At 37.6% G+C, this 18,000-nt stretch carries 16 protein-coding genes and 1 riboswitch; of the genes, 6 read left to right on the forward strand and 10 right to left on the reverse strand.

Going from position 1 to position 18,000, the window contains the following annotated elements; all coding sequences use genetic code 11:
- Positions 1–10: 10 nt before the first annotated feature.
- From MKZ17_RS18120 to MKZ17_RS18140, 5 genes are all read right to left on the reverse strand, one after another.
- Positions 11–835, reverse strand: a complete 825-nt coding sequence (locus tag MKZ17_RS18120) for an undecaprenyl-diphosphate phosphatase (RefSeq protein WP_340725123.1) — start codon at positions 833–835, stop codon at positions 11–13.
- Positions 836–855: 20 nt separating this feature from the next.
- The gene (locus tag MKZ17_RS18125) at positions 856–1,926 is read right to left on the reverse strand and encodes a metallophosphoesterase (RefSeq protein ID WP_340725124.1); all 1,071 of its coding nucleotides are present in this window, start codon (positions 1,924–1,926) and stop codon (positions 856–858) included.
- 154 nt (positions 1,927–2,080) lie between these two features.
- Positions 2,081–4,270 carry a HAMP domain-containing sensor histidine kinase gene (locus MKZ17_RS18130; RefSeq protein ID WP_340725125.1) on the reverse strand — a complete coding sequence of 730 codons (2,190 nt, stop codon included), beginning with the start codon at positions 4,268–4,270 and terminating at the stop codon, positions 2,081–2,083.
- Between the two features lie 140 nt (positions 4,271–4,410).
- Positions 4,411–5,097 carry a response regulator transcription factor gene (locus MKZ17_RS18135; protein WP_340725126.1) on the reverse strand — a complete coding sequence of 229 codons (687 nt, stop codon included), beginning with the start codon at positions 5,095–5,097 and terminating at the stop codon, positions 4,411–4,413.
- Positions 5,098–5,337: 240 nt separating this feature from the next.
- Entirely contained in the window at positions 5,338–6,204 is an 867-nt protein-coding gene (locus MKZ17_RS18140; protein ID WP_340725127.1) for an EamA family transporter, read from the reverse strand.
- 174 nt (positions 6,205–6,378) lie between these two features.
- On the opposite strand from MKZ17_RS18140, the gene MKZ17_RS18145 reads away from it, so the two are divergent.
- Entirely contained in the window at positions 6,379–6,609 is a 231-nt protein-coding gene (locus MKZ17_RS18145; RefSeq protein ID WP_340725128.1) for a DNA-binding protein, read from the forward strand.
- A 67-nt stretch (positions 6,610–6,676) separates the two neighbouring features.
- Here MKZ17_RS18145 and MKZ17_RS18150 read toward each other — a convergent pair whose 3' ends face one another.
- The 3 genes from MKZ17_RS18150 to MKZ17_RS18160 all read right to left on the reverse strand — a co-directional run bounded on the left by MKZ17_RS18150 (position 6,677) and on the right by MKZ17_RS18160 (position 9,880).
- Positions 6,677–7,663, reverse strand: a complete 987-nt coding sequence (locus tag MKZ17_RS18150; RefSeq protein WP_340725129.1) for a homoserine dehydrogenase — start codon at positions 7,661–7,663, stop codon at positions 6,677–6,679.
- Positions 7,664–8,002: 339 nt separating this feature from the next.
- The gene (locus MKZ17_RS18155) at positions 8,003–8,401 is read right to left on the reverse strand and encodes a hypothetical protein (RefSeq protein WP_340725130.1); all 399 of its coding nucleotides are present in this window, start codon (positions 8,399–8,401) and stop codon (positions 8,003–8,005) included.
- A 174-nt stretch (positions 8,402–8,575) separates the two neighbouring features.
- Positions 8,576–9,880 (reverse strand): O-acetylhomoserine aminocarboxypropyltransferase/cysteine synthase family protein, encoded by a 1,305-nt coding sequence (locus MKZ17_RS18160; RefSeq protein ID WP_340725131.1) that lies wholly within the window; start codon positions 9,878–9,880, stop codon positions 8,576–8,578.
- A gap of 119 nt (positions 9,881–9,999) precedes the next feature.
- Positions 10,000–10,116, reverse strand: a riboswitch (SAM riboswitch).
- A 408-nt stretch (positions 10,117–10,524) separates the two neighbouring features.
- On the opposite strand from MKZ17_RS18160, the gene MKZ17_RS18165 reads away from it, so the two are divergent.
- Together MKZ17_RS18165 and MKZ17_RS18170 are read left to right on the forward strand one after the other, a co-directional pair.
- On the forward strand, positions 10,525–12,051 hold the full coding sequence (locus tag MKZ17_RS18165) for a DASS family sodium-coupled anion symporter (protein ID WP_340725132.1): 1,527 nt from the start codon (positions 10,525–10,527) through the stop codon (positions 12,049–12,051).
- A gap of 85 nt (positions 12,052–12,136) precedes the next feature.
- Positions 12,137–12,871 (forward strand): NADPH-dependent oxidoreductase, encoded by a 735-nt coding sequence (locus MKZ17_RS18170; protein ID WP_340725133.1) that lies wholly within the window; start codon positions 12,137–12,139, stop codon positions 12,869–12,871.
- Between the two features lie 110 nt (positions 12,872–12,981).
- Here MKZ17_RS18170 and MKZ17_RS18175 read toward each other — a convergent pair whose 3' ends face one another.
- Entirely contained in the window at positions 12,982–13,434 is a 453-nt protein-coding gene (locus MKZ17_RS18175) for a GNAT family N-acetyltransferase (protein ID WP_340725134.1), read from the reverse strand.
- Between the two features lie 202 nt (positions 13,435–13,636).
- On the opposite strand from MKZ17_RS18175, the gene MKZ17_RS18180 reads away from it, so the two are divergent.
- A complete protein-coding gene (locus MKZ17_RS18180; protein ID WP_340725135.1) occupies positions 13,637–14,059 on the forward strand; it encodes a hypothetical protein in 423 nt (140 codons plus the stop codon).
- A gap of 131 nt (positions 14,060–14,190) precedes the next feature.
- Here MKZ17_RS18180 and MKZ17_RS18185 read toward each other — a convergent pair whose 3' ends face one another.
- A complete protein-coding gene (locus tag MKZ17_RS18185; protein ID WP_340725136.1) occupies positions 14,191–15,870 on the reverse strand; it encodes a hypothetical protein in 1,680 nt (559 codons plus the stop codon).
- Positions 15,871–15,958: 88 nt separating this feature from the next.
- Here MKZ17_RS18185 and MKZ17_RS18190 point away from each other — a divergent pair, with 88 nt between their 5' ends.
- Positions 15,959–16,639, forward strand: a complete 681-nt coding sequence (locus MKZ17_RS18190; RefSeq protein ID WP_340725137.1) for a lysoplasmalogenase — start codon at positions 15,959–15,961, stop codon at positions 16,637–16,639.
- Between the two features lie 99 nt (positions 16,640–16,738).
- Positions 16,739–17,965: a peptidase T gene (gene pepT / locus MKZ17_RS18195; RefSeq protein ID WP_340725138.1), complete on the forward strand. Its 1,227-nt coding sequence runs from the start codon at positions 16,739–16,741 to the stop codon at positions 17,963–17,965.
- The last annotated feature ends 35 nt before the right edge of the window (positions 17,966–18,000 follow it).

Genomic DNA, 18,000 nt, shown 5'->3' on the forward strand with positions numbered 1-18,000 from the left:
TTCTCTATCATTATATTGCTAATATAAAAATTAATACGACCGCAAGTACAATTCGATAAATCGCAAACGGTGTTAGCTTTACCTTTGAAATAAGCTTTAAGAAAAACTTAATAGATATTAGCGCAAACACAAAGGCACTAATAAAACCGACAATATAAAAGGATAAATGATCCGCATTAATTTGATCCCAGTTTTTAACAAGTGACAATCCACTTGCCCCAGCCATAATTGGGACTGCCATTATAAACGTGAAGTCCGCTGCTGTTTTATGATCTAATCCAAGTAGTACCCCTCCTGAAATAGTCGAGCCTGATCGTGAAAAGCCTGGCCATAATGATAAACATTGAATAAGCCCTATCTTAAATGCCTTACTATACGAAATCGCATCTAACGACGTAATTGCAGGCTTTTTCGGTCCAAATCTATCAGCAATAATCATGAAAATCGCTCCGATAATAAGTCCCACGATTACAGTATTAATACTAAATAAGTTTTCATCAATAAAATCTTCGAATAATACGCCAAAAATACCTGCTGGCAATATCCCAATAAAAACATGCCCAAGATTAAAGTGCGATGACTTTTGCCCTTCCATTTTATAAAGCCCAATTAAGCTGAGCATGCGCTTCCACATGACCACTACTACCGCCAATATCGAACCAAGCTGAATAACAATTTTAAACGTATTCGCTGAGCCTGACCCTAAAAATTCCTTTGTTTGCAGCCACATATCATCGACAATGATCATATGACCCGTTGATGAAACTGGTGCAAACTCTGTCATTCCTTCCACAAATCCTAAAATAAGTGCTTTTAACAGTTCAATCCATTCCATTGTTGTCTCCTAACGCGAACCTACTTCGCAAATTGAATATCTATTACCCATAATTCTGAGCGACTTCCTATACGAGTCGGAGGTCCCCAAAAGCCGAAACCACTTGATACAAGTGCGTGCATATCATTTTTTCCACGTTGTCCGTAATCAAGCTCAAAAATACGCTCTGTTATAAGATGATTCGGCCACATTTGCCCTTTATGGGTATGTCCTGAAACGTGGAAATCTACACCTAAATTCGCTGGCTCATCTAAGTCATTCGGTGTATGGTTCATTACAAACCAAGGTAAAGCATTATCTTCAGGCTTTAGCTTACTCAACGGCAAGCGATTTTTATTAGTTAAATCCTCACGTCCTGTCAAATAAAAACGTTCTCCAACTAAAATGGTTTCATCCATTAAAATTTGTACGTTTGCCTTTTCCATAGCTTCTCTAAATTGTTCCATTTCGTTACCATAATACTCGTGATTGCCCGGCACCCCATACACACCATATGTTGCCTGAAGTTGCTGCATAACATCGCCCATCCCTTTATTAATAAAACGTTTTGGGCTATCATCGACAATATCTCCCGGCAATAACACAAGGTCCGGATTTTTTTCATTAGAAAGCTGTACAAACTTTTCTAAATGCCCTTTTCCAGAAAGAACACCAAGATGGAAATCCGAAGCCATGACGACGCGCATATCCTCACCAGGTTTGTCGATTTCAATTGTAGCATTTCTGATAACCGGGGAATATGCAAAATACGTACCAACAATAAGTAATACAATAAGTACACTAATAACCCCTGTTCCAACAAGCTTCGTCGTAAGGGGGGTAAACGCGATAAGTAAATTCGCGATAACACATAAAATTAGACCATACTGCAAAAAGAACATCCAATAACTTCCGACTATGCTGAATGGTGTTAACAGTGGATGCAGCTTGCCAATAAAGTAGCCAAACGAAATAGCATATAGCCCAATCCAATAAGCAATTGGCCAACGAAATTGTTGGATTGCTAAAAGCCAAGTACGTAAATTCCAGCCGAGGTAAAACGTAATCCCACCATAGATGGCAAGGATAAATATGCCCATTAAAATCCGCATTTTATAAAGCTCCTCACATATATGTATTGTCATTTTTTTGTTATCTGCTATTTTACTATACTTGCTTCTTTTATAGATACAAAAAAGCTACAGCAAGATATTCATCCTGCCGTAGCTTTTCATATTTAGCGGAACACTACTATTAATCTTAGCTTCACTTATCTGCTCGCACAGTAACGGTTACTTTAAATAAGTCCCCATCTACCGCGACATCCATTGAGCCTCCATGTAAATCCACAATTGATTGCGAAATTGCCAGACCTAAGCCTGAGCCTTCTGTATGACGCGACGTATCTGCACGCTTGAAGCGCTCGATTAATTCGCTCGCATCCTCATGCAACTCATATTTTGCCACATTTTTCACCGTCAGCTCTGCATTCCCGGCATTCATTTTTAAATTCACATAAACTCGCGTACCTTCAAGTGAATATTTTCTCGCGTTGACAATTAAATTATCAATGACACGCCACCATTTTTGACCATCCACATAAGCAAAAATCGGTTGTTCTGAAATATTAACCCTTAAATCTAAATGAGCCGCTGCATAATCTTCTTCGTGTTCTCCAACAGCCTGCTTAAGTAGCTGTGCTAAGTCAATACGCTGCTTCGATATTTCAATATTGCCACTCGCCATTTTTGATACTTCAAATAAATCTTCAATTAATGTTTTTAAACGACTCGATTTTGCATCTAAAATCGCAATATATTTCTTACGCTCTTCCTCAGAAATGTCTGGATTTTTTAATAAATCCGTATACGTTATAATTGAAGTTAACGGTGTACGTAAATCGTGACTTACATTCGTAATCAGCTCTGTTTTCAAACGTTCACTCTTGGCCTGCTCTTGAATACTCGTGCGAACACCCTCTCGTAAACCATTTAAATTTTCCGCGTGCTTAGCAAGTGGGGATTTACCCTTAACCTTCAAATCATTCGTTAAGCGCCCATACGCCATATCCTCTGTATGTCTCATAATGCGGTTCAAATAACCAATTCGACGCATGAAAATAAAGAGTGTTGGCATAAAGAATAGTACAAATAGCATCACATAAAGTAGGAAAGCCTCACCAGAAGCCGATAGCGTAACAACCGCTAACCCAAAGCCCCCTAAATACACAACAAGAAGTAAAATGAGTGATTGAAGCCCCATTGAACGGTTTTCAAACATTGCAATACTTGCATTGACTAATTTCGAAAGGAATGTCTCCTGCCAGAGCTTGTCAAGGTCTGCTTGTAAACGAATACGCTCCCAAACCCACACAACGAAATAAACCGAAACAATAAATAGCCCATATCCAATAAATAAAACAAGGATATCGCCAAAAATATTCACATGGGAGTCAAGGAATAAATAAGGAAGTAGTTGCATGGAACCTATAATACTTTCGATAAACAGCATCGCAATATACGCTACAAGAACTGTTACGGCAATTGCCACATCAATTGGTAATCTTTCCATGAATTGACGTAATTGTGAATCGATTAAAAAAGGCTTTTTAGAAGGCTCTAGCTTGGACATTAATAAAACAAAGCTTAAAATCCCCAACAATAAGATTAAATAATATATATATTTCGTAATTTCAAAGACTAATGAGTTTTCTCCATAATCTGTTTTTGCGAGAAGTGACTTAGGAATGGTAAACATTCCGGAATAATCTGCTAAGTCTTTTTCAATTGTATAGGTTTTATCTAAATACCCAATGTGCTCGTATTCATATAAGTTGATGTGATGGGTAACGACTGGAAGATCTCCTGCTTCAAATTTATCTTTATAAACAGATGATTTACTTACATCTCCTTTAGAAAAAGATTCACCCGTTTTCTCATTTTGAAATTGGTATGCATAATTTTTATAACCATTTAAAAATTCTTTTTTATTGCGATTTTGCTCCTCTAAAACTTCTTTTACAACCTTTTGCTTCATCGTTACAATTTTCGACTTCACATACTCATCATCTTCAAAATTCTTTTTAATATCTTCAATTTTGGCATCTCGCTCTTGTTCAAGCGCTTGCTTTACATCTGCATCTTGTGCCGCATCCAAATCGCCTGCATATTGATCCTTTATATTTTGAATTTGCTCAGCAAGTGAGCCATAATACGTACGGTAATGTTCGACTTCATCGTCGTTTACTATTAAGACTTCCTTTAAATCTTCCTCTGTTAAGGGATTCAATACATAACGGGAAAGTTCCGATGTAAAGCTCTCTGATTCAGAATCAAACGAGTTCGTTTCATAATATGATTTCCCAAAGTAGCGACCACCTTGTGAAAAAACGACTAGAACTGCCATTGTCACAATAAACATAAGTACTAACTGGAGGTGCAATTTAGATTTTTTCATTCCGATTCCTCCTTTAAGTTAAGAACAACAGAAACTGCTTCATTACCGGCACAAAGCGTCCTGTTATATAGTCATAAAAATACGTTCCGAGAAAATACAATCCGATCAATGCACTAACGCTTCCTAACCACGTCAACATTTTATTTTTCAATTTTATATCCTAACCCCCACACAACCTTTAAGTAGCGTGGATTTTTTGGATCAGCTTCAATTTTTTCTCGGATTTTTCGAATGTGTACGGCGACGATATTTTCTGCATTATAGGCCTGCTCATTCCAGACAATTTCGTAAATTTCACTAATAGAAAATACACGGCCAGCATTTTTTAGTAAAAGCTCGGTAATTTTGTACTCGGTTGGCGTTAATTTCACCGGCTCCCCATCAACACGAACTTCCCGTGCAGCTACATCTAATTCAAGTCCTGCCACGATGTTACTTTGCTCCCCGTAATTCCCTAAATCAACGTAACGACGAAGCTGGGATTTCACACGGGCCATCAGCTCAAGGGGGTGAAATGGCTTTGTAATATAATCATCTGCCCCTACTGATAAACCATGAATTTTATCTGTTTGCTCCGCCTTTGCACTAAGCATAATAATCGGAATATTTCGCTCTGCACGTATTTTAAACGTCGTTGTTATACCGTCCATATTCGGCATCATAATATCTAAAATCATACAATGTACTTCATTTTCTTCGAGCAGCGCTAAAGCCTCTAGTCCATCCGCTGCCTTCAACACCTGATAGCCTTCGTTTTTCAAATAAATTTCAATCCCATCACGAATGTCCTGATCGTCATCCGTCACAAGCACCGTCAGCTGATTCATCTACTCACCTCACCAACTTTTTCTTATAGCTTTATAATAGTTCAGACATCTTAACATCTACTTACTTAAATTCTGAAGAAATTCTTAAGATTTATTTTAAGTTTACTGTAACTTTCTAAAAAGGTAGGCTGCACATTTTATTATGCTCAATATCTTCCCAATGCCTGACATGAATTACGACTACACCCGTATGCGTTACAAGATTTCTTTTTAAAGCCCTTAACTATAAAAAGCTACTCCCTATGAAGTAGCTTTTCTCCCTCCAAACGTTAGCACAACAATTCCACCAAGCAATAAGCTTACCCCTAGCCATGACAACGGACTTAAATATTCTCCAACTAAAAACACTCCAAGAAGTGCCGCTGTTAAAGGCTCTGCTAAACTTAATGTCACCGCTGCGGAAGAACTGACTTTCTTCAATCCACTTAAAAATAGTAAATAGGCAATACTTGTCGCTGCAAGTGCCATAAAGAGCATTGCAGCAAAGTTTGCCCCTTCCTTCAACCAACTAAAGCCTTCACCTACTGCAAAAGGTAATAGCATGACCGCACAAATCGTAAAGGTCATCGCCACGGCTGGCAACGTCTCTTCTCGCTGCATCAGCTGCTTACTAACATTCGTATACAGCGCAAACATAAAACCGGCTGCAAGCGCCAAGCATACTCCTATCGGATCAACAACTGCCTCACCGCGATTTGTAAACAATAATATACATCCGACAATCGCTAACCCTGTCGCAATTCCCCACAATTTACTCGGGCGTATTTTCCAAAAAAGCCATTCGATAATGCCAGCAAAAACGGGAGAACTCCCAATTGTCACGACAGTACCAACTGCAACACCTGTATAGCGGACCGACGAAAAAAATAAGCTTTGGAACAAGGCAATCGCTAACGCAGCGAGAATCGTCCATTTCCATGACCAATGACGAAATGAAATTTTTCGCATACCGATAACTGCTAGTAATAATATCCCACCACCTATAGCCGAGCGAACACTAGCTACAGCAAACGGTGAAACTCCTTCCGTTAAAAAGGTTTGTGTTGTACCTACCGTGCCCCATAGCATTGCAGCAAGTAACACAAAAACAAATGGTAATACATTCATCATAACACCTCAACTGTAAATTATCTCCATCCTATCATAGTACCAATGGCAAATCGAGATGAAGTTTTTATAAAAAATGATTATAATAGAAGAAACATTAAATTTTATTTACGCCTCGGCTATCCTACGTCCGGAATTATCAAACACCGAAAGAAGTAAAATGGAGGCATCAATATGTATAAATCAGTCGAACAAACAGCTCGGGACATCGGTATGCCAGAACATCAGATTTTGCATTACATTTATGCTGGCCGAATTAAAGCCATCCATGATGGGGAGGACTTTTTAATTAACAGTGCCCAGTTTGACACGTATCACGAACAGCTTGAACGAATTAAAGAAGAAATTGAAATTTGGAAAAACACCCCAGTCCCTGAAGACATCGATGTAAAGGACGAAGATTAGGGACAAATTATTATTAGGTAATATCAAAAAGGAATCCCCACAAAGGATATGTGGGGATTCCTTTAGTTTATATCGTTACCGTAAAACCCGCACGTTTACCAATAATTTCTGCGTAGTCCTCTACCATGACACTTGCGGTTGGATACATACCCGCCCCTGGGCCAGTGATTGATAGTGTACCGATATAGTTCGTTTCCATGGCAACTGCGTTAAACACATCGTCTACTGGATATAATGGATGCTCTTTATCGACTAATAATGGGGCTACTTTTGCGTGAATTGTCCCATCTGAGCGCTTTTCTACCTCTGCTACATGACGATAGCGTAGTCCTTGTTCTGTTGCTTCTTTTACTTGCTTCGCCGAAATGGTATCAATACCGATCACTTCTACATCTGACCAGTTTGGCTGCTCACCAAATGCTAAGCTCGAAAGAATCATTAATTTTTTAAATGCATCCTGTCCTGATACATCGTTAAACGGATCCGCTTCTGCATAGCCTAAACGTTGTGCTTCGCCTAATGCATCTTCAAAACTCCAGCCCTCTGCACGCATTTTCGTTAATATATAATTTGTCGTACCATTTAAAATTCCTTGTACACGACTAACATCATTAACAAGTAAAATATTTTTCATCGTTTTAATAATCGGCACGCCACCTGCTACCGACGCTTCAAAGCCAACAAATACGCCGTTCGCCTTTGCTAAAGCTTCAAGCTCAGCTCCACGCTTCGCAAACATTACCTTATTCGCTGTAATAACATGACATTTATGCTCTACAGCTTGCTTTAAATAGCTAAACGCAGGTTCCTCATTGACAATTGCTTCAAATACGACTTGTAGGCCTTGCTCAGCTAGCACCTCTTCAATGCTTTCTGTCATTAAATGCTTTGTGCCGAGTACACGCTCACGACTCGCATCAGTCACTAAAATCTTCGCGACCTCTAGCTCTACACCTAGCTTTTCGCGAAGCTCCTGCCTCTTCTCATTTAAAATATGGTAAATCCCTTGACCTACTGTGCCAAACCCTAAGATGGCTGCCTTAATTGTTGCCATGCCTTTCTCCTCCAAATTCATTACACATCTATATTTACAAATAATTAGAATATTTTAACTTAAAGAAAATTCTATCCTATATAATACATGAAAACAAGAAAAATCTCTCCTAGATGGACATTTGTTTACTGTAAATGGTCAATACTCCTTTAAATCTTATTTTGAGCTAGCATTTTTAGTATTAAACCGATAAGCGTTTAATTTATTTAATTTACAATAAAATAAAATCAAAAACACTAGTGATGGGGGATCACTAGTGTTTTGGGGAGTATAGTATTAAGGAAAAATTCAATTAGAAAGGGAACGACCGTTCTTAACTAACCGATTGTTAGTTTTCACTTATACAGCAACATCGGCAAGCTCATATGCACGAATACGGTACGCAGTTAGAATCTTTTTCATTAAAATTTCTTCTTTAGCAGAATAATTTGGCACTGCATACGGGCGTTGCACTAATTGAAATTCGCCATATTTTAAAAACCATTCTTTTGCTGGCTTTAAAAGATGTGCTGTTCCGTGCTCCTTATATTCTTCTGCTACTTCTTTTACTGTAAAGCCTGCAGATGCAAGATTATGAGTTGATTCTAAGAAAGCACAGTGTCCAAATACCTTCTGCCACATTAAATTAACATCTGCTAAAATTTGTTGGATTGCAGTTAGATTGACGAAGACTTTTGCATCGTTTAATTCATAAATAATATAAGCGGCTACGTTTTGTGCACTATATACTTTTCCCATATTGAACAACTCCTTTTCTTTTAAATATAAGTCATTATTTATTAATCCTATTTTATTACTTGGTTTAAACGTTGTCAATAAAACTTATAAAAATAGTAGGGATTAATTTTAAGAAAATTCGCTCCCTTACGAAATGATGCAAGGAGAACGATTTTCTACTATTATAATATATGATTATACGTTTATTTCCGCTTCAACTGAGTTCGACACTTTTGCTAACGCTTGCTCTAAATCAGCAATAATATCCTCTACAGCTTCCAGACCAATCGATAAGCGAATGAGCTCTTCTGATACGCCTGCTACTTTTAGTTCCTCTGCTGATAATTGTTGGTGCGTTGTTGAAGCAGGATGAATAATTAATGACTTGGCATCCCCTACGTTTGCTACATGAGAGAATAATTCCACGTTATCAATTACTTGGCGACCTGCCTCTCTTCCACCTTTAATACCAAATGTTAAAATGGAACCAAAGCCATTCTTCAAATACTTCTTCGCTAAATCATGTGTTTCGAAATCTTCAAAGCCGTTGTAGTTTACATATTCCACGAATGGGTGGTTACGTAAATACTCTGCCACTTTTTGAGCATTTTCATTATGACGGACAATACGCAAATGAAGCGTCTCTAGTCCTTGTAAGAAGTTAAATGCTGCATCCGCTGATAAGGTTGGTCCGAAATCACGTAATAGTTGAACACGAAGCTTTGTCGCAAATGCAGCGCTTGCAGTGTCAATACCGTAGCGAATCCCATGATAAGATGCATCTGGCTCTGTATAACCTGGGTGACGTCCTCCAGTCCAATCAAATTTCCCCGCATCGACAACAATCCCACCAATGGTCGTGCCGTGACCGCCAATCCACTTCGTTGCGGAATGAATGACTACGTCTGCACCAAATTCAATCGGATTGCCTCCATATGGGGAAGCAAATGTACTATCGATTAGTAGTGGTAAGCCATTTTCATGTGCAATATTTGCCACTGCTTCTATATCTAATACTTTTAAGCTCGGGTTACCAATAATTTCAGCATAAACTGCTTTCGTTTTATCGGTAATCGCCGCACTGAAGTTTTCCGGATCAGATTCATCAACAAATTTCACTGTAATACCGTAGCGAGGCAATGTTGTCGCGAATAAATTGTACGTACCACCGTACAATGAACCAGCCGCGACAATTTCATCACCTGCACCAGCTACATTTAAAATCGAAAACGCAACTGCTGCTGCACCAGATGAAAGTCCTACGGCAGCTGTACCTCCTTCAAGTAATGCCACACGTTCCTCGAAAGCTGCTACGGTTGGATTCATAATACGAGAGTAAATATTCCCCGGCTCTTCTAATGCAAATAATCGCTGCGCATGGGCCGTATCTTTAAAAGCATAGGCAGTCGTACGATAAATCGGAACCGCAATGGCACCTGTTACCGGATCTGGCTTTTGACCTCCATGTAGTAATAACGTTTCTGGTTGTAAGTTTGTCATTGCTATTAACCTCCTAAAATGTTTTCGATGGTGAAATCGGTGTATTTGAGAAGGTTTTTTAAATGTAAAAAACCCCTCTTCCACTAAGAAGAGGGGTTGCAAATGAGCAAGTTCGCCTCCTCTTATCTTTCAAAATGCAAAAAAGCATTTTGTAGGAAGTAGCACCTTAGTCAGTTCATCACTCACTGGTTGCCGGACATCATAGGGCCTATTCCCTCCGTCACTCTTGATAAGAGTATGTGATTTATGTTCCATCGATGAATCAAAGTATAAAACAGACCAAAATCATCCGTCAACCTAAAAATGAAAATTTTCTGAATTATTTTTTTATGACTAATTCTCCATTTTAATTTTTTCGCTATCAATTTCATAAATATTCTATTTTACATATTAAAATTGCTATTTTTAAATTAAGTAGAAAATACCGAATTATTTGTTTTGATATAACAAAATTCACCAAATATTAACAACCCCAAAAATACCAAATGCTATAATTAAATTAACAAATAACTTAATTTATCTGCATTTCATTTCCTATATAATTGCAGATATTGTTTGAAGAAATTTGTTAAATTTTTATTCCAAGAAAATATTTACGCTCTCATTTACTATTTTCTAAACTTTAAATTAAAGGAGGAATTTTTATGGGAACAGATGTAGCTCAAAATAATCAAAAGCAGGATTCAACATCAGGAACAGAAGCAAAAAAGCAAAAGCGTAACTTAAAGCCACTATGGATCGTGTTAGCCTTCGTTGCACTTATTACAATCGTACTTTTACCGAACAATGGAGACCTTCCAGTTGTAGGTCAACGCGCACTTGCAATTTTAGCGTTTGCTGTTATTTTATGGGTAACAGAAGCCGTAACTTATCCTGTTAGTTCTGCCATGATATTAGCCTTAATTGCTGTTCTTTTAGGTTTAGCTCCAAGTATGGAAGACCCTTCTGTGCAAATGGGGACAAGTAACGCTTTAAAATTAGCGTTAGGTGGATTTAGTAGCTCCGCCGTTGCATTAGTAGGAGCAGCATTATTCCTTGCCGCTGCTATGCAAATAACCAATCTACATAAACGTATTGCACTCTGGGTTTTATCGATGGTAGGTACAAAAACAAATGCACTTGTATTCGGTGCCATTTTAGTAGCCATCGTATTAGCCTTCGTTGTTCCAAGCGCAACAGCTCGTGCAGGTGCCGTAGTGCCAATCCTCCTCGGCGTTGTAGCCGCATTTGGTTTGTCAAATCAAAGTAAATTAGCTGCCCTATTAGTTATTACTGCAACACAAGCCGTATCGGTTTGGAATGTAGGGATTAAAACAGCCGCTGCGCAAAACTTAGTAGCATTAGGTTTTATTAATTCAGAGTTTGGTGTTGATATTTCATGGGGCGAATGGTTTTTATATGCTGCACCATTTTCAATTATTATGTCATTCGTTCTCTACTTTGTCATGATTAAATTAATCAAACCCGAAACGGACAATCTTGTTAGTGGTAAAGATATTATTCGTAAGCAATTAGCAGAGCTTGGTCCATTAAAACGTAAAGAAATCACACTAATTATTACAACTCTTTTACTATTAGTTTTCTGGGCAACAGAAGGAAAAATGCACCCATTTGATACGACAACGATTACGCTTTTAGCGATCGCCTTCCTATTAACACCAAAAGTTGGTGTATTCACTTGGAAGGAGGCTTCTAGTCGAATTGACTGGGGTACATTAATCGTATTTGCTGTAGGTATTTCATTAGGAACGACATTGTTAAATACGAAAGGTGCCGCCTGGTTATCTGATACAGTATTCGGTTCACTCGGCTTAGATTCAATGCCAATTTTAGCTACAATTGCATTAGTAACAGTATTTAACATTGTTATCCACCTTGGTTTTGCATCCGCAACAAGTCTTGCATCAGCGTTAATCCCAGTATTTATCGCACTTGCGTTAAGCTTACCAATGCCAGTGGAAAATCAAATCGGATTCGTACTTATTCAACAATTCGTCATTTGCTTCGGTTTCTTATTACCAGTAAGTGCACCGCAAAATATGCTTGCTTACGGTACCGGTGCATTCACAACAAAAGATTTCATAAAATCAGGTATTCCATTAACAATCGTGGGCTATATATTAATTCTCATTTTAGCATCCACATACTGGCAATGGATCGGTTTATTATAATCGACAAAATAGCAAAAGATTGTCTAAAATAAGCTTAAAGGAATTTTCCTTTAAGCTTATTTACTACATAGGGGGAGAAAATCACATGGAAACTAGAGAATTATTACGTAGCCATTCATCTGTTCGTAAATATACAGGTGACATCATTTCAAAGGATACCGTTATTGATTTAATTGAAACAGCACAAATGGCGGCAAGCTCTCATTTCGTGCAAGCATATAGTGTTATTTGGGTAACAGACGAGGAGAAAAAAGCGAAGCTTGGTGAGCTATCAAAAAATGATTTCCAGTTTAAAACGGCTGGCGCTTCCTTTCTATTTTGTGTAGACTTCAAACGTTTGCAAGTAGCTGGCCAAAAGCATGGCGTTGACATTGTAGCAGATTCTGCTGAAAACGTACTAGTTGGGGTTGCGGACGTTTCATTATTTGCACAAAACTTTGTAATTGCTGCTGAAGCAAAGGGTTACGGTATTTGCTATATTGGTGGTGCACGTACAAATCCTGCTGAAATTAGCGAACTATTCAACTTACCAAAATACGTATTCCCATTATTTGCAATGACAATCGGAACACCAACAAAACGCAACGAAACGAAGCCGCGCTTACCGGTAGCTGCAGTGTTACACGAAAATAGCTATGATGTAGAGAAATATGACACATTATTAAGCGAATATGATGCGACAATGGAAAGCTACTACGCAAGCCGCTCATCGAATCAAAAAATGGCTACATGGACAAAGCAAATGGCCGATTTCTTAATCGATCAAAAGCGCCCATTCATTAAAGATTTCTTAGCAACAAAAGGATATACGTGGAAATAAAGTAACCCTTCCACTATTGAGCTATAGATGCAATTAGATTATATTTAATAAGAATGTCACTCATATAAGGAGTGGCATTTTTTTCGTTCAATAAATAAAAAAATGCTTAATCAATCGTTGGACCTCCATTCGTATTGAATGTCTGGTAAATTTTCTTCGTTTTCATGTCCTTTACCAACGATTTTAAAGCCGTTTTTTTCGTAAAAGAGTTGTGCCTTCTTATTTACTTCAAATGTGTACAATGTTAATTTCCCACTTGATTGTGCTTTTGCTTTATTTAGCAATGTTCGACCAATACCGATTCCTTGATAATTTATATGAATATATAATTGGTTTATTTCCCTATCATTATATGCAATCATTCCAACAACTTCTTCATCAATTATTGCTATATCTATATCAAACTGTTCACGTAATATATTATTTAAAAAATAAACATGATTATCAAAGTCATGAATTTCTTTTTGGCCAATAGCCTGTTGCTTACTAGCTCGCCACATATTCACCGTTTGCTCCGCGTATTTGGAGTTATACCGAGTAATTCGAATTTTAGATTGATTCATGCTATACTCCTCTGATCTATTCGGATCTCTTATTTTATATTAGCTGTCTAGTGTTGAAACACCATCTGATTTAACTAGTACTTTTTATATAAGATACACAACATTTTACATACACACTTCAAATGAAATCCCCTTTTATACCTAAGATTTTTATAGTTGAATTTGATAAAATTAACTTATAGTACATGATGGGGGTAAGTAAATGGCTACTAATTTTGTCACAAAATCTTTAGAACGCCAGCATTTGAAATCAGCGCGCAAATATTCACTTCAAATTATCGATATTAATATGGCATTATCAGAAATCCACCATCAAATTGCTCCTCATATCGACAAAGAAAAGTACGAAGCAGCTACTGCTTTCGTCAACCAATATGTCTCGTATACGGATATTTGGCAAATTAAATTTGTTTGTAATTTTGAAAATCCGGAAGTCGTGTTAATGCAATTATTCCATTTGATATACATACTTGAATATGAACCAAAGGATCGATTCGTAATAGAGCGTAAAAATATTGAAGAGCAGCGTCAAAAGTTCCGTGAGATTACATTATATTCTGATGAGCACATCGTTAAACGTCACAGAAAAATGCTGAAATTTATCGAAGATTATTCAGCGAAATAAGGTTTGATTGACCATATCTATACGTCGAAATTGATTAAAATAGATTCAACTATCCAGTATGAATAGGATAATATATCAAAAAGCTAGGCTAAAAGTTTTCGTAACTTTTAGCCTAGCTCCTTTTCTATAGCTTATTGTAACCCTTGAATAACCATCGCTTTAACAGGCTGGAACTGCTCACCTGTTTTGGCATAGGTAATGACTGCTCGATCCCCTTCTTGCAAGTAAATCGCAAGTGGTACAGTCTCTGAGCTCACGATGAAGTTTTCACCTGTAGCCGTTAAGAACGAAACGATTGTAAAGTCGCCTACACGTTCTTTATACACACGCACTACCTCAACTCCGGCCTTAGCCTCTTCCGCACTCGAAATTCCATCTACTGTACTGCCACCTCTACTTAATGCAGTCTTATAAAGCTTTAACGCTTCATTTGGTGTTGTTGCATATGCTGAAATTTCAGGATTTGCTGCAGAAACGATGAAGTAATTTTGTAGGAAGCCATTTGCATCCAATACTGCAGATAACCAGCTCGCCTCTCCATAGAAATTATAAAGAATCGGCATTTCACCTTGCCATTCTTTTTCCACGAATTTCTTCTCTATGATTTGTAGTGCCCCTTGAGAATCCATGTAGGATTCCTCTAAATTGCCTGAGTAATACGTTGCCTCGCCTGTACGAGCATTCGTTAAAGCATAGCCTAGCATCGAGTCCACGCCTTCCTTTGGACTTGTAAAATCAGTAAAGTAATACATTTGCCCATCTTCCATAAAGATTGGGCTAACATTGGCCTCTGTACCTTCATCACTCGGTAACTTCACATCTTTTTTACCGACCATACTATTCCAATAGCCATGTACATAGTTACCATAGTAGCTGTTTTGTAGACTAACTGTTTCAGGAGATACTGCTCCGTCAATAAATTCTGGCACATCTGCAAGTGCAATTTTTTCTGTTTCTCCGTTACTTGCATCCACTAATACAATACCCTTTACATCAAAGCCGTTACGTGCCGAAATAAATTCACCATAAGAGCGAATATAAAACGGCTTCCCATCCTCATCGATTTCTAACTGCGGATCCCCATAAAAAATTAATGTTGGATGCTGCAAACGAATATGACGCTCTAAGTTTTTATTTAAAAACGCAGATGGAATATAGCTCATCTCTGATTGCACGAACTTTGGATTATCACTTGAATCCGTCGCACTCATCGTAAAGTAGCCAGGTGTTGTCTTCCCATTAAACCATTTAAAGAATCCTGAAAACTCTACTGGTGCAATGTATACGTATTCCCCATTAACCTTTTGAATTTGTAAGTTCCCGAGCTCATAATAGCTCGTATTTGGCACCTGACCGAATGCCTTTTTCATTTTATTTTTTACAAATTGAGGTGGTACACTTGCTGGAGTTTTCGTTTCATCGAATGGAGAAATTTCGATATCCTCTTTCATTTCTGATGAATTATATTTTTGTTCAGCATTTAACAATGGTGCACTTAATAAATAAGCGACACCTAGAATCCCTACTAATACTAGAATTGATTTTATTTTTTGCTCAAAACCTACTGCAAAAATCGCTCCAACTAATGCAATGACCGGTAATACATATAACAAAATTGTCCAATTTAAATCAATTTTTGATAAATAAACCGTTACAAATAACGAAATTACACTTACAATAAATACAAAACTTGTTAGTAACGTCCATTGTTTTATCGTTAATTCACGATTTTTAACTTTTCGAGTTATTGGCACCATTAATAGTGTAATGATAAGTGAACCGATAACGGTAATTAATAAAAGTTGTCCCATAACACTCATCCTTTCCTTGTACTATTTACGAATAAGCGATTTAAAAGTTTCATAAACAATAGAAAATATTATTTATAGGGGGCTATTTATGACACGTAAAGTATTCACACTGTTATTTTTAGGATTCGGGATTTACTATGTTTTCTTTTTCCAGACAATTGATTCCTCAGTAAAAATGGTTTTTAAATTAATACCGATGATATTATTAATTGCCTTAGCATTTACAACAAGAGTGCAATTAAAGGCTCCTTATTACTGGCTTATTTCAATCGGGCTTATTTTTTGTGCCATTGGCGATTATACGCTGCAATGGTTCATTGTTGGTCTGTGCTTTTTCTTAACTGGACACATCTTTTATATTTTCGCCTTTCGATCGACACAAGAAGCGAAAACCCCACTTTCCGTTAAAATCCTATTAGGTCTGTATGGAGCCTTTATGGTGTATTGGATTGCCGGAAATGTATTTCAAAAAGGAGATACTGTGTTAGCTATCGCCGTAATTGCTTATATTTTAGTGATTTTAACAATGGGTTGGACATCCTTCCGTACAGGATGCAAATATGCAATCATTGGTGCTTGCCTATTCATCATTTCGGATTCAATTTTAGCAACAAACCGATTTATGTTTGACGTACCATATGCCCATGAGCTTATTATGTTTACTTATTACGGCGCACAATTTTTCTTAATGCTTAGCATCTCTCAATACTTTAATACTCGTAATAGCGTGGAATTTCAACCAACGGAGGGAGCTCTCAATCCCAATTGATTGTTAGCTTTCAACAAACAGCTTTTATAGGCGGTTAACATCCCACTTACTCAATTAAGTGATACAATAGAAGCAACTTATTTTTAGGAGGCTTTCATAATGAAAGAAAAAGTAATCGAACGCCTAGTTCGCTACGTAAAAATCGATACACAATCAGATTTCAATTCAACAACAACACCTTCAACGATGAAGCAATTTGATTTACTAAACGTATTAAAAGACGAGCTTGCAAATATCGGCTTAACAGACATCACGTTAGATGAAAATGGATACCTTTTCGCAACATTAGAGTCAAATACAGATAAGGACGTACCAACAATTGGATTCTTAGCACATGTTGATACAACTACAGATTACACAGGTACAAATGTAAACCCACAACGAATCGACAACTATGACGGCGAAGCCATTACTTTACTTAACGGCTTGGTCATGTCACCAGATTACTTCCCAAATTTAAAAAACTATGTTGGACAAACGTTAATTACAACGGATGGCAACACACTTTTAGGTGCTGATGATAAAGCAGGTATCGCAGAAATTATGACAGCGATGGAGTTCTTAGTGAACAACCCTGACATTAAACACGGTAAAATTCGAGTTGCATTTACGCCTGATGAAGAAATCGGGCGTGGTCCACACAAATTCGATGTAGAAAAATTCGGTGCAGATTACGCTTACACAATGGATGGCGGCCCACTTGGTGAATTACAATATCAAAGCTTTAATGCTGCTGGAGTAAAAGTAACAACTCGTGGTACGAATATACACCCTGGATCTGCAAAAGATAAGATGGTAAATTCGATTACAATGGCAATCGCTTTCCAAAATGAAATGCCAAAGGATGCTGTACCAGAAAACACAGAAGGCTATGAAGGCTTCATTCACTTAATGCACATGAACGGAGGCATTGAAGAAACAACAATGTCATACATTATCCGTGACCATGACCGCGCGAAATTCGAAGAGAAAAAAGCACATATGGAAAAAGTCGGTAAAGACATGCAGGGACTATACGGTGAAGAAGCAATCACTGTAGTAATTAAAGACCAATACTACAACATGGGTGAAAAAATCGAACCAGTTATGGAAATCGTCGATATTGTTAAAGAGGCATTCACGAAATTCGATATTACACCAATCGTCGAACCAATCCGTGGTGGTACAGACGGCTCTCAACTTTCTTACATGGGCTTACCGACACCAAATATCTTCGCAGGTGGCGAAAACATGCACGGCAAATATGAATTCGTATCAGCTGAAACAATGGAAAAGGCAACAGAGGTCATCATCGAAATTGTACAGCTATTTGAAGCACGTAACTAAAAATTTTTCTAATGGGGTGATTTCATTCACTCCAT

The organism is Solibacillus sp. FSL R7-0682, from assembly GCF_038005985.1.
In the GTDB taxonomy this organism is placed as follows: Bacteria; Bacillota; Bacilli; order Bacillales_A; family Planococcaceae; genus Solibacillus.